The sequence below is a fragment of the Simiduia agarivorans SA1 = DSM 21679 genome, from assembly GCF_000305785.2.
GTDB lineage: Bacteria > Pseudomonadota > Gammaproteobacteria > Pseudomonadales > Cellvibrionaceae > Simiduia > Simiduia agarivorans.
Genome location: NC_018868.3, coordinates 3,387,265 through 3,400,264, shown reverse-complemented (window position 1 = coordinate 3,400,264; position 13,000 = coordinate 3,387,265). Strand labels below are relative to the sequence as shown.

The window sequence follows — 13,000 nt, the reverse complement described above, 5'->3', positions numbered from 1 at the left end:
GGTCGGGTGCCTTGGCTTGTTAAGTTGCGACACGCTTTGCTGCTTTGAAACGCGTTGCGAAGCGCAAGCGGAGCCACAACTTGGTTATGTTGACCGCAAGAATGCCACAATTGGCTGAGCCTGCGGAACCTAAATATTGCGCCGAAAGATGCTACGAACTAGCTGCACCTGGAGGCTGCTTTTTGGCACCGGGAGAAACTGCGATATTGACGCGGCACATTCCCTGATACCGGATACTTCGATTTTACTGCCTTACTTGATGCTGGCAGACAATTTAAAAAAGCCGAGCACACTTAACAGTCTTAATCAGTGACTGAGAGGCGCGATTAAATGCGCCCCAGAGGCACATATCCACCTTGCAGTCATTCCGGAAGTTTTAAAACTTTCCAATAATCAACAAGTTACAGACCTTGGTCAATATTGAGCGTGATTAATCGCGCCCCCAAGGCACATATCTTCCAACTGACACTGAAGTACACACCAAAAATAGCATTAAAAACAATAGGTTAGTTAATTAACGAAGATTTAAACGCCAAGATATATGCCTAGACGCCACATATCCTTGAAATCCCCGCCAGCCCCGCGATACTGTACAAATAAACAGCACCACTAAAAGGTATTTGAAGGTGAAGTCTCCCTTCCTCGCAGAATTACGTCGGGCGATTCAATTGAAGCATTACAGTATGCGCACAGAGCATACCTACCTCTATTGGGCCAACGCGTTTATCCGGTTTCACGCTTACAAGCATAAAGAGGCCATTGGCGATTCGGAAGATATACGAGCATTTTTAAACCATTTGGCGCTTAACAGAACCGTGAGTCCGAACACACAGAAAACCGCATTGAATGCCCTAGTATTTATGTACAAGCAAGTACTTAAGCGCGAGCCGGGAGATTTTTCTGACTTCCATAAAGCCAAGGGCCCAAAGAAACTGCCGGTTGTACTAACCCATATGGAAATTGCGCAGCTGTTTGATACCTTGTCCGGGCCCATGCGGCTGGCCGCAGGGTTAATGTACGGCTCCGGATTGCGTGTTATGGAAGTGGTACGCCTGAGGGTACAAGATGTCGACCTAGACAGGCTGAGCGTTTATGTGCGCGATGGAAAGGGAAGAAAGTCACGCATAACAACCCTGTCGCCAGCGCTTGTTGAACAATTGAAGGCGCAGATAGTAAAAGTCCGCGGATTATTTATGGAGGACAAAGCCAATGAGCAATGGGATGGTGTATTTTTGCCTTATGCTCTTGAGCGCAAGTACCCAAATGCCCCCTTTGAGCTGGGCTGGCAATATCTTTTCCCGGCAGAACGCTGGAGCCAGGACCCACGCTCAGGCAAAAAACGGCGCCATCACATTGTGGAATCTGTACCGCAACGGGCTGTGAAGCAGGCGGTGAGAGCCGCCGGTATCGTCAAACACGCAACCTGCCATAGCCTTCGCCATTCTTTTGCAACCCATCTGTTGGAACGCGGTGCCGACATCCGTACGGTACAAAGCCAGCTTGGACACAGCGATGTAAAGACAACTGAAATTTATACCCACGTAATAAACCGGGGTGGCCAGGGCGTCATTAGCCCTTTAGAAAATTTTTAACGCTGGTGCGAACAAGAAAGCCAACGGCTCACGCCGCTCCGCAGCTTTCCCGCACAATCAATTTCGGCTCCAACAGCGTTGATCCCACCGCTTCGCCGGCCACAATCCGGAGCAGATTCTCTACCAGCATTGCGCCGGCGAGGTTGGTGTCCTGTCGAATTGTGGTGAGCGAGGGAGTGATATAGGCGGCAGACTGTATGTCGTCAAAGCCCACCACGCTGACTGACGCCCCCACTGCCATTCCCCGCTTTTGCAGCGCCCGTATGGCGCCAATGGCAATCAGGTCGCTGGCGGCAAAAATTGCATCAAACGCGACGTTTTTTTCCAACAGTTTTTCTACGGCTTCGTAGCCGAGCGTCTCGATGGTTTCAGCCGCCACCAACAATTCAGGCGAGTGACTTAAACCATGCTCCTGCAGCGCGCGACAAAAGCCACGATAACGCCCGCTGAATTCCGGGCTGTTGTCAGAGGTATCTCCAACGAAGGCGATCCTGCGACGCCCCAAACCAAGCAGGTGCTGACCTGCGAGGTAACCACCGGCTTCATTGTCGCAACCAATGGAGCAACCGGGCTGATTGGAATGCACGGCGCCCCAGGAAATAAAATGCGCACCTTCTTCCAACAGGTGTCGCAAGCGTTCCACATAGGAATCGTATGCGCCGTAACCCAAGAGAATCAGCCCGTCGGCGCGGTGACTGTCTTCAAAATCCCGATGCCAGTCGTCGCTTTGCTGCTGGAACGTAACCAGCAGATCGTAACCACGCGCGGCAGTAGCCCGGGTGATGGAGCCCAGCATGGACAGAAAGAAGGGGTTGATATGCGACTCATCGGTGGTGGGGTCTTCGCGAATCAGCAACGCCAGCGTGCGGCTGGATTTGGCCCGCAGATTACTGGCGGCCTTGTCGACCTTGTAGTTGAGCTCGCGTGCGATGGCTTTGATTTTTTCACGCGTCTCCAGACTCACCAGCGGGCTGTCTCGCAGGGCGCGGGATACGGTAGATTGGGATACGCCCGCCCGGTAGGCTATGTCCAGAGAGGTTGGCCTGCTATCTTTCATCGCTTGAATTCGCTCGTCCGTTTATCGTTTGGCTTCCCGCCGGAGCGGTAGCGTGCCGTCTTCGCAGCATGACTGCAGGTTATAGAAATGACTCCTGCCTGCCAAGGGCAAGCCATTTGCCAACGCACCTATTTCACTGCCTGGGTTATACTCGCGGTTTTTACCCATGAGGTCTCCATGCCCTGGCTGCAGCTTATCATCCACAGTAACCGGGATCAGGCCCCCGCTATCGAAGACGCGCTGATGGATACCGGGGCGGTTTCTGTCACCCTGCAGGACGATGCCGATCAACCCATCCTGGAACCCGCATTGGGCGAGACCCCCTTGTGGGATGCCACGCGCATTACCGGTTTATACGATGCCGACGTGAATACCGATGCCATCAGCCTGATGCTGCTCAGTCAGCTGCCTGCCGCGCCTTTGCAGGTCAAGTGGGAACAACTGGAAGACAAGGACTGGGAGCGCGAATGGATGGATAACTTCCACCCCATCCAATGTGGCGGGCGCCTTTGGATCTGCCCGAGTTGGAAGCAACCGCCCGAGGCCGCGGCCGTAAACCTGATGCTGGATCCCGGCCTGGCCTTTGGCACCGGCACACACCCCACGACCTTTCTGTGCCTGCAGTGGCTGGACGGGCAGCCATTAGCGGGTAAGACCCTGGTGGATTTCGGTTGTGGCTCCGGCATCCTGGGAATTGCCGCGCTGCTGCTGGGCGCCGACCAAGTGGTGGGCGTTGATATCGATCCACAAGCACTGCTGGCAACCCGCGACAACGCCGCCCGAAACCAGTTACTGGCAAATGCCATGCCTGTCTATTTGCCGGCCGATGCACCGGAAACCGAGGTCGACATCATGCTGGCCAACATTCTGGCTGGCCCTTTGGTGGAGCTTGCACCACTGCTGAGCCGCCAGGTGCGCACCGGCGGTCAATTGTGTTTGTCGGGGATTCTCGCCAGCCAGGCCGAAACGGTGATGGCAGCCTACCCGGATTTCCGTTTCGACCCTGTGGCTCAAAAAGAAGAATGGGTGCGGCTGACCGGGTTAAAAATGTGAGCCATTGCCGATTTTACGGCGATAAACCGGCCACCCGCCTGACAGGGGCTGCCCTGCAGGCGGCGCCGTCCGTAAACTAATGGCACGATTTACCTTATTTCCACGAACGACTAAACTCTGCTCACACCAATGCCCGATAGAATAAAGGGCCAACAAGGCCTTGCGCAGGTTGTACCCGGAGCCTAAAAGGAAGCTCAAGCTCATGACCCATCTCGTGACCCGCTGCCCCCAGTGCAGCACGTCATTTCGCATTACCCAGGCACAACTGGATCGTGCCAAGGGTGCTGTGCGCTGCGGCTCCTGCCTGCAGATTTTCCGTGCAACCGATCACCTGGTAAAAGCTGCCCCAAAAGCCGCAGCCACGACCAAACCCGCTGCAGCGCAAGCCAGCGCAACACCGGCAGCTGCGAAACCCGCGCAAGCCAAAGCCGCCGGAGCCCAGACCAAGTCCGCCGCCACAGCGGCGCCCAAGCCAGCAGCACCGGCGAAGCCAGCGGCCAAACCCATAACACAGGCGAAACCGGCGAGCAAAGGCCCCGAGGCGTCCGCCAAAGCCGGCAGCCTGCAATTCAACCAGCAAGCCATTGATGATGAAGCGGAGTGGGACGACGACCAGCTCATTCACGACGACCTGTACGACGAGAAAGATGAAGACCGTACCGGTGAGTTGTCGGAAAGCTTTTTCGACATTTACGAACGCAAGGGTAAGAAAACCCCTGCCACCACGTCGCTGTTTGAACGTAACCTGAAAGAAGAGCCCGAGGACGAACCGGACAATGTGGACGAATCCTGGGCGCTGAATATTCTGGAAGAAGCCGAGGACGATAACCGGGAGGCCCGCTCTGCAGCAGAAAAGCAGGAGTATTCCCGCGCCACCACCGGGACCTTTTCGGCATTAACCGATGAAGATCTCGAAGCCGCCCTCGGCGACACCTTCCGCACCACCGGCCAGCACAAGGCTGTTGAAGAAGAGGAACCAGAGCCGCCCCGCCGCAACCTGTTCAGTCTGGAAGATGACGACGAGCCGGAGCCCACGCGTGAACCCCTGTTTACCGCCATGGAAGAAATCGGCGGTGAAGACGAGCACCAGCGGGAAAAGCGTGAAGCCCTGCGCGCCATCGAACTGGAGCCGCTGGAGCTGGGTTTTCACGTGGAGTCCTCGCCCTGGCCTCAGCGCCTGCTCTGGGGTGGTTTATCGTTTGCAGCGCTGCTTGCCTTCATTGTGCAGCTGGGCGCACACAATATCGACACCTGGGGCCGGGCAGAGGCCACCCGCCCGTATTACCAGGCGTTTTGTCCTCTTCTGGGCTGCGATTTGCCCCCCATGAGCCAGCCAGAAAAGGTGCTGGCCTCCAACCTGGTGGTGCGCTCGCACCCACGCCTGAAAGACGCGCTGCTGATCGATGCGGTGCTGCTGAACAAAGCGGCATTCCAGCAGCCCTTCCCGCGCCTGCAGATCCAGTTTTCCGACCTGCAGGGCAAGCCTGTGGCAAGCCGGCGATTCACACCGCGTGAATACCTGGGTGGCGAACTGGCCGGCCAGACCATCATGCCCAGCAATCAGCCCATTCATATCGAGCTGGAAATTCTCGATCCGGGCCCCGAGGCGGTGAATTACAGCGCCCATATCGTGCCCTGAGCCGGCACCGGCCCCTAGGGCCGGTCGGCAAGCATAAATCCCGGCAAAAAACCAGATCAAAATTTCGCCATTTTGCGCATTTTCTGCTTTTAACCCGCACCCTCGTGCGGGTATCATAGCTGCCCTTTTTCGGGAGGCCCCAAGGCGTAAATATGCCCCGGAGGCCGCTCCAACTCACGCAAGACCAGGGTGTTCACTTGTTTACAATCGGCCATCACATCATCGATAGCCAAGCGGTGCTTGCACCCATGGCCGGTGTGACCGATTTGCCGTTCCGGCGACTGTGTCTGCGTTTTGGTGCAGGGCTCGCCGCCAGCGAGATGGTCACCAGCGACGTGAGCCTGTACCAGTCGCGCAAATCCCGTTTGCGCCTGGTGCACGATGCTGAAGCCAGCCCGCGCGCGGTGCAGATCGCCGGCGGCGACGCTCTGATGCTGGCCGAGGCGGCGCGATTCAACGCCGATCAGGGTGCCGAAATCATCGACATCAACATGGGTTGCCCGGCGAAAAAGGTATGTAAGAAAGCGGCCGGTTCTGCATTGCTTGCCGACGAAGCCCTGGTAGCCGAGATACTGCACGCGGTGGTCAGGGCCGTGGATGTGCCGGTTACCCTGAAAATCCGCACCGGCCCCAGCGTGGACGCGCGCAATGGCACCACCATTGCCCGCATTGCCGAAGATGCGGGCATTGCTGCGCTGGCCGTACACGGTCGCACCCGGGCCTGCGCCTTCAAAGGCCAGGCAGAGTACGACACTATCGCCAGCATTTGTCAGGCGGTACAGATTCCGGTGCTGGCCAATGGGGATATCACCAGCGCGCAGCAAGCCAAACAGGTGCTGGACTACACCGGCGCAGCCGCCGTGATGATTGGCCGCGCGGCGCAAGGCAAGCCTTGGATTTTTGAGGCTATCAACCATTTTTTACAAACCGGTGACACCTTGCGTGAACCCGGTTTGGAGCAGGTGCAAGCAATTTTGTGCGAGCACATGGCTCACCTCCATCAGTTTTATGGGGAAACGATGGGGCCCCGTATCGCCCGCAAACACGTGGGGTGGTACCTGAAAACGTTGCCCGAAGAGGCGGCGTTTCGGAAAACCTTCAACCAGATAGAGTGTGCAAAACAGCAACATGCCAGCGTTCAGAATTTTTTTGAACAGCTGAGATTGAAAGAGGATAAAGCGGCATGAATACACTGGAACCTTTTATGGCAGAGGCACCCGCCAAAGAAACTGTGGTAGACAATTTCTCGGGTATCAGTGCAAATCAATCACTGCGTGATTGCGTAGACCAGGCAATGGAAAATTATTTCCGCAACCTGGATGGGCAGCCCGTCACCAATGTCTACGACATGGTGATGGCTGAGGTAGAAGCGCCCATGCTGGAAGTGGTGTTGAAATATACCCGCCACAACCAGACCAAGGCCGCTCAGGTGCTGGGGCTGAACCGTGGCACCCTGCGCAAGAAACTGAAGCAATACGGCCTGCTGTAATTTACAGCCGGCGCACGAGAAGGGGTGGTTACACCCCTTTTTGTTTTACGGAATTTTGATTTAACGTTTTTAGCTATCAATATTCAGGACAACACCATGAGCTCTGATTTCGTTCAGGTTAAACGCGCACTGATCAGCGTGTCTGACAAAACCGGCATAGTGGAATTCGCGCAGGGGCTGCACGCCCAGGGCGTGGAAATCCTTTCCACTGGCGGCACCTACAAGCTGCTGAAAGACAACCAGATTCCCGCCGTGGAAGTGTCGGATTACACCGGCTTCCCGGAGATGATGGATGGCCGGGTAAAAACCCTGCACCCGAAAGTACACGGCGGCATTCTGGGCCGTCGCGGCACCGACGAGCAGGTGATGAGCGAACACGGCATCAAACCCATCGACATGGTGGTGGTGAACCTCTACCCGTTTGAACAGACAGTGGCCAAAGAAGGCTGTTCACTGGCCGACGCGGTGGAAAATATCGACATCGGTGGTCCCACCATGGTGCGCGCCGCGGCCAAAAACCACGCGCACGTGAACATTGTGGTGAATGCAAGCGACTATGCGCACATTCTGGCGGAAATGGCCGGCAACAATGGCGCCACCAGTCTGAAAACCCGTTTCGACCTGGCCATTAAAGCCTACGAGCACACGGCTGCCTATGATGGCGCCATCGCCAATTACTTCGGTCGTTTGGTCGAGGGTGGCAGCGAGCATTTCCCGCGCACCTTCAACACCCAGTTCAACAAAGTGCAGGAACTGCGCTACGGCGAAAACAGCCACCAGAAAAGTGCCTTCTACGTGGAAAAAAATCCCGCCGCCGGCACCATTGCCACGGCAACGCAATTGCAGGGCAAGGAATTGTCCTACAACAACATTGCCGACACCGACGCTGCACTTGAAACCGTCAAATTGTTTGACGCGCCCACCTGTGTGATTGTGAAGCACGCCAACCCCTGCGGTGTGGCCAGTGCCGATTCTATTCTGGCGGCTTACGAGCGCGCCTTTGCCACCGATCCGGAATCGGCGTTCGGCGGTATTATTGCGTTCAACCGCGAGCTTGACGCCGCCACCGCCAAGGCGATTGTGGACAAGCAATTCGTGGAAGTAATCATCGCGCCCAGCATCGCGGCAGACGCCGTTGAAGCCGTGAGCGCCAAGAAGAACGTGCGCCTGCTGGCCTGTGGCAGCTGGAGCAATGCGCAGGCCAACGGTCTGGCTGCGCTGGACTTCAAACGCGTATCCGGTGGCCTGTTGGTGCAGGACCGCGATGTGGACACCATCACCCAGAGCGATCTGAAAGTGGTCACCAAGCGCGTGCCCACCGAAGAGGAAATGCGAGATCTGTTGTTCACCTGGAAAGTGGCCATGATGGTAAAATCCAATGCCATTGTGTACGGCAAAGCCAATGCTACCGTGGGTGTGGGTGCCGGCCAGATGAGCCGCGTGAACTCCGCCCGTATTGCGGGCATCAAAGCCGAGCACGCCGGTCTGGCAGTGCCCGGCAGCGTGATGGCGTCCGACGCCTTCTTCCCCTTCCGCGACGGCATCGACAATGCCGCAGCGGCGGGTATTGCCGCGGTGATTCAGCCCGGCGGTTCCATGCGCGATGAGGAAGTGATTGCGGCGGCGGATGAGCATGGGTTGGCGATGGTGTTTACCAGCACCCGACATTTCCGCCACTAATTTGGTTAAAAGCGCGCCTTTGCGGCGCTGGCGGCGTCGGCGCTGTGCTCAGTTGGTTGCGTACTCAATGTACGCGCCCGCCTTGTGCGCAGTGCCTCCTGGCCAGCACGAAAAATCCGAGGTTTTTAATTCAAATTAGCTAAACGCTCTAGTAACGAGAAAACAATTATGAATATTTTAGTGATTGGTTCCGGTGGGCGTGAGCATGCGCTGGCCTGGAAGGCGGCGCAGAATCCGGCCGTGGAAAAAGTGTTTGTGGCGCCAGGCAATGCCGGTACCGAGACTGAACCCAAGCTGGAAAACGTGGCCATCGACGTGATGGAATTCCAGAAGCTGGCGACCTTTGCCAAATCCAACAATGTGCAGCTCACCATAGTGGGTCCGGAAGCGCCGCTGGTAGAAGGTGTGGTGGATTATTTTACCGAGCAGGGCTTACGTTGTTTCGGTCCCAGCAAAGGTGCCGCGCAATTGGAAGGCTCCAAAGCCTTTACCAAAGATTTTCTCGCCCGTCACAAAATTCCCACCGCGGAATACCAGAACTTCACCGAAGTGGAACCCGCACTCACCTACCTGCGCGAGAAAGGTGCCCCCATCGTGGTGAAAGCCGATGGCCTGGCTGCGGGCAAAGGCGTGATAGTGGCCGAGACACTGGAGCAGGCAGAAGACGCCGTGCGCGACATGCTCTCCGGCAATGCCTTTGGCGACGCTGGCTGCCGCGTAGTCATTGAAGAATTCCTCACCGGCGAAGAAGCGTCGTTCATTGTGATTGTGGACGGCAAAAACGTGCTGCCCATGGCCACCAGCCAGGACCACAAACGCGTGGGCGACGGCGACACCGGCCCCAACACCGGCGGCATGGGTGCCTACTCTCCCGCACCTGTGGTGACGGCAGACGTGCACAATAAGGTGATGGAGCAAGTGATTTATCCTACCGTGCGCGGCATGGCGGCGGAAGGCAATGACTACACCGGCTTCTTATACGCCGGCCTGATGATCGACGCCGACGGCAACCCCAAAGTGATCGAATACAACTGCCGTTTTGGCGACCCGGAAACACAACCCATCATGCTGCGTTTGCAGTCTGACCTGGTGGCGCTGTGTAACGCCGCCATCGACAAAACCCTCGACAGCGCCGACGCCAACTGGGATGACCGCGCCGCCGTGGGCGTGGTGATTGCCGCTGGCGGTTACCCCGGCAGCTACCGCAAGGGCGACGTGATCAAGGGCCTGAAAGACGCACAGTCCGATAACGGCAAAGTCTTTCACGCTGGCACCAAGGTAGTGGAAGGTCGCGTAGTCACCAACGGCGGCCGCGTACTGTGCGCTACTGCGCTTGGCAACAGCGTGAGCGAAGCCCAACGCGCCGCCTACGACCTCGCCGCAAAAATCGAGTGGGACGGCAGCTTCTACCGCAACGACATCGCTTACCGCGCCATCGCGCGCGAGCAAGGCAAGTAAAACCCGGAGTAAGACTCCCCCACACCAAAGCATGAAGCGCAAGTGCTTCATGCTTTGGTGTGGGGGAGTCTGAACCCGTACACGGGACTCGGTGGGACATGTCCCCTGGCACTTAATCCCCAGACAGTAACTCCATTTAGTCTTTTCCATCTAGCCAGTTCGACCCGAAACCGGTCAACCCCAGCAACTTTTGGCACCCAAATCAACAAACCAGGCAACGCAACACCACTCAGCTCCACATTCCGTAACACAAATCCTCTACAATGGCCCCGATACCCTTAGGATCACGGCAACTATAAGCCCGCGCGGTATCTCCTATCCATGCATTAGAGAGGACGCATAATGCAACGTTCATTGTTACGAAGACTGAATTGGCTTGGCGCCAGCCTGCTGGTTGCTCTGTCTATTTCCTGCACAGCCGCAGAAGAAAGCAACGCCGGCCCCAAACCCAACATTCTGGTGATCTGGGGCGACGATATCGGCACCTGGAACATCAGCCACAACAACCGCGGCATGATGGGTTACCACACCCCCAATATCGATCGCATCGCCAATGAAGGGCTTTCATTTACCGATTATTACGCGCAGCAAAGCTGCACCGCCGGGCGCGCGGCGTTTATCGGCGGCTCGGTACCTGTGCGCAGCGGCATGACCAAAGTGGGCTTGCCGGGCGCCAAAGAAGGCTGGCCCGCATCGGCCGTGACCATGGCCTCGGTAATGAAAGAGCTGGGCTACGCCACCGGTCAGTTCGGCAAAAACCATCAGGGCGACCGCGATGAACACCTGCCCACCATGCATGGGTTTGATGAGTTCTTCGGCAATCTGTATCACCTGAATGCGGAAGAAGAGCCCGAAAACCGCGACTACCCCGGCGACATGGTGCTGGCCAACGGCAAAACCTTCAAACAGCAATTCGGGCCGCGCGGCGTGATGCATTCGTGGGCCGATGGGAAAGGTGGTCAAAAGGTTAAAGACACAGGCCCGCTCACTAAAAAGCGCATGGAGACCATCGATGATGAATCGTCAAAGCGCGCCATGGAATTTATCCGCGAACAACACAAAGCCGGCAAGCCCTGGTTTGTATGGTGGAACGGCACCCGCATGCACTTCCGCACCCACGTGAAAGAAGAACACCGCGGTATTTCCGGGCAGGACGAGTACAGCGATGGCATGGTGGAGCACGACCTGCACATCGGCCAGTTCCTGAAACTGCTGGATGAGCTGAAGATTGCCGACAACACCCTGGTGATGTATTCCACCGATAACGGTCCACACTACAACACCTGGCCCGATGCGGGCACAACACCTTTCCGGGGCGAGAAAAACTCCAACTGGGAAGGCGCCTACCGCGTGCCCACCTTTGTGCGCTGGCCCGGCAAATTCCCGGCCGGTAAAACGTTGAATGGCATTGTCTCGCACGAAGATTGGCTAACCACCTTTGCCGCGGCCGCGGGTGACACCACGGTCAAACAGCGCTTGTTAAAAGGCACCAAGATCAATGGCCGCACGTACAAGGCCCACCTGGACGGTTACAATCAGCTGGATTACCTGACCGGCAAAGTCAAAGAATCCCCCCGCCACGAATTCTGGTACGTAAACGATGATGGCCAGGTGGTGGCGGCACGCTACGACGACTGGAAAGTGGTTTTCCTGGAAAACCGCGGTCAGCGTTTTGGTGTGTGGCGTGAACCCTTTGTGGAATTGCGTGTACCACTGCTGTTCAACTTGCGTCGCGATCCGTTTGAGAAATCGCAACACAATTCAAACACCTACGAAGACTGGTTTCTGGATCGGCCTTACGTGATCGTGCCCATTCAGGGGCTGGCGGCGAAGTTCCTTCAGTCCATGAAAGAATACCCGCCGGCGCAAACGCCCGGTTCATTTAACCTGAGCAAAATTGAAGAGCAGCTGCGTTCCAATATGGGTTCCAACTGATTCGGCACTGCAAACGTTAATCAATAAACAGCCAGCACTGCCTGGCTGTTTTGCTTTTTACAGGAGTCCAGAATGAAAACCAGAATCAGCGCAATGCTTGTGCTATTGGTATTTTTTGTCAGCCTGGGGTGTAAACCGCAAGATCCATTGCCTTCGTGGCATGACGGAAATACCAAACAGGCAATAACCGACTTTGTGACGAAAACAACTCAAAAAGGCGCAGCCACTTACGTACCTGAGAAAGACCGCATTGCCGTATTTGATAACGACGGCACCCTGTGGAGCGAAACCCCGCTGTATTTTCAGGCGTTTTATATTTTTGATCAGATCAGAATCATGGCGCCCCAACACCCTGAGTGGCAAAACCAGGAACCCTTCGCATCAGTGTTGAGAGGTGATTTAGAGTCGGCGCTGGCCGGTGGCGAAAAAGCCCTGATTGAAATGATGATGGCCACCCACAGCGGCATGAGCACCGACGAATTCCGCGCGTCGGTCAGCCAGTGGATCAGTTCAGCCAAGCACCCCGCTACCGGCAAGTTGTACACCGCCATGGTGTTTCAACCCATGTTGGAACTGATGAATTATCTGCGCGCCAACGGATTTACGGTTTACATCGTATCCGGCGGTGGTGTGGACTTCATGCGCGCCTGGACCGAGCGCGTATACGGTGTGGCACCACCGCAGGTGATTGGCAGTCGCATCGCCACACAATTTGTCATGCAAGGGAATACACCAGTGCTCATGCGCGAGCCTGCTCTGGAATTTGTCAACGACAAAGGCGGCAAGCCCGTGGCCATTCACCACATCATCGGCCAACGTCCGCTCATGGCCTTCGGCAATTCTGATGGTGACCTGGCCATGCTGCAGTGGACCAGTGCCGGCAACGGTCCACGCTTCGCCGCTATCGTGCACCACACGGACAACGCACGAGAATCCGCCTACGACCGCAAGTCGCACGTCGGCAAACTGGACCAAGCGCTGGATCTGATCGAACCGAATGGATGGACCCGCATCGATATGAAACAGGATTGGAAGCGCGTGTACCCGGACTAACCAAAGTACCAAGGGGTCTGACTCGGTCGGACCAGACCCCTTGG

10 protein-coding genes are annotated in these 13,000 nt (G+C 56.5%); 9 read left to right on the top strand and 1 reads right to left on the bottom strand.

Annotated elements, in window-relative coordinates; genetic code table 11:
• The first annotated feature begins 626 nt into the window (after positions 1-626).
• Positions 627-1,592: an integron integrase gene (locus tag M5M_RS15355; protein WP_015048414.1), complete on the top strand. Its 966-nt coding sequence runs from the start codon at positions 627-629 to the stop codon at positions 1,590-1,592.
• Between the two features lie 28 nt (positions 1,593-1,620).
• On the opposite strand, the gene M5M_RS15350 is transcribed toward M5M_RS15355, so the two are convergent.
• A complete protein-coding gene (locus M5M_RS15350; protein WP_015048413.1) occupies positions 1,621-2,649 on the bottom strand; it encodes a LacI family DNA-binding transcriptional regulator in 1,029 nt (342 codons plus the stop codon).
• Between the two features lie 177 nt (positions 2,650-2,826).
• On the opposite strand from M5M_RS15350, the gene prmA reads away from it, so the two are divergent.
• From prmA to M5M_RS15310, 8 genes are all read left to right on the top strand, one after another.
• Complete coding sequence (gene prmA / locus M5M_RS15345; RefSeq protein WP_016389708.1) at positions 2,827-3,702, top strand: 50S ribosomal protein L11 methyltransferase; 876 nt, start codon at positions 2,827-2,829, stop codon at positions 3,700-3,702.
• 202 nt (positions 3,703-3,904) lie between these two features.
• Positions 3,905-5,341: a zinc-ribbon and DUF3426 domain-containing protein gene (locus tag M5M_RS15340; protein ID WP_015048411.1), complete on the top strand. Its 1,437-nt coding sequence runs from the start codon at positions 3,905-3,907 to the stop codon at positions 5,339-5,341.
• A 197-nt stretch (positions 5,342-5,538) separates the two neighbouring features.
• The gene (gene dusB, locus M5M_RS15335) at positions 5,539-6,528 is read left to right on the top strand and encodes a tRNA dihydrouridine synthase DusB (protein WP_024330478.1); all 990 of its coding nucleotides are present in this window, start codon (positions 5,539-5,541) and stop codon (positions 6,526-6,528) included.
• Positions 6,529-6,545: 17 nt separating this feature from the next.
• Positions 6,546-6,830 (top strand): DNA-binding transcriptional regulator Fis, encoded by a 285-nt coding sequence (gene fis / locus M5M_RS15330; RefSeq protein ID WP_042455827.1) that lies wholly within the window; start codon positions 6,546-6,548, stop codon positions 6,828-6,830.
• 96 nt (positions 6,831-6,926) lie between these two features.
• Positions 6,927-8,510, top strand: a complete 1,584-nt coding sequence (gene purH, locus M5M_RS15325) for a bifunctional phosphoribosylaminoimidazolecarboxamide formyltransferase/IMP cyclohydrolase (protein WP_015048408.1) — start codon at positions 6,927-6,929, stop codon at positions 8,508-8,510.
• 168 nt (positions 8,511-8,678) lie between these two features.
• Complete coding sequence (purD, locus tag M5M_RS15320) at positions 8,679-9,968, top strand: phosphoribosylamine--glycine ligase (protein WP_015048407.1); 1,290 nt, start codon at positions 8,679-8,681, stop codon at positions 9,966-9,968.
• A gap of 342 nt (positions 9,969-10,310) precedes the next feature.
• Positions 10,311-11,903: an arylsulfatase gene (locus M5M_RS15315; RefSeq protein WP_015048406.1), complete on the top strand. Its 1,593-nt coding sequence runs from the start codon at positions 10,311-10,313 to the stop codon at positions 11,901-11,903.
• Positions 11,904-11,975: 72 nt separating this feature from the next.
• The gene (locus M5M_RS15310; RefSeq protein WP_015048405.1) at positions 11,976-12,956 is read left to right on the top strand and encodes an HAD family hydrolase; all 981 of its coding nucleotides are present in this window, start codon (positions 11,976-11,978) and stop codon (positions 12,954-12,956) included.
• The last annotated feature ends 44 nt before the right edge of the window (positions 12,957-13,000 follow it).

Coding starts and splice junctions, on each gene's coding strand:
- M5M_RS15350 (WP_015048413.1), bottom strand. CDS start 2,649: ATGAAAGATAGCAGGCCAACCTCTCTGGACATAGCCTACCGGGCGGGC.
- purD (WP_015048407.1), top strand. CDS start 8,679: ATGAATATTTTAGTGATTGGTTCCGGTGGGCGTGAGCATGCGCTGGCC.
- prmA (WP_016389708.1), top strand. CDS start 2,827: ATGCCCTGGCTGCAGCTTATCATCCACAGTAACCGGGATCAGGCCCCC.
- purH (WP_015048408.1), top strand. CDS start 6,927: ATGAGCTCTGATTTCGTTCAGGTTAAACGCGCACTGATCAGCGTGTCT.
- M5M_RS15315 (WP_015048406.1), top strand. CDS start 10,311: ATGCAACGTTCATTGTTACGAAGACTGAATTGGCTTGGCGCCAGCCTG.
- M5M_RS15340 (WP_015048411.1), top strand. CDS start 3,905: ATGACCCATCTCGTGACCCGCTGCCCCCAGTGCAGCACGTCATTTCGC.
- fis (WP_042455827.1), top strand. CDS start 6,546: ATGGCAGAGGCACCCGCCAAAGAAACTGTGGTAGACAATTTCTCGGGT.
- M5M_RS15310 (WP_015048405.1), top strand. CDS start 11,976: ATGAAAACCAGAATCAGCGCAATGCTTGTGCTATTGGTATTTTTTGTC.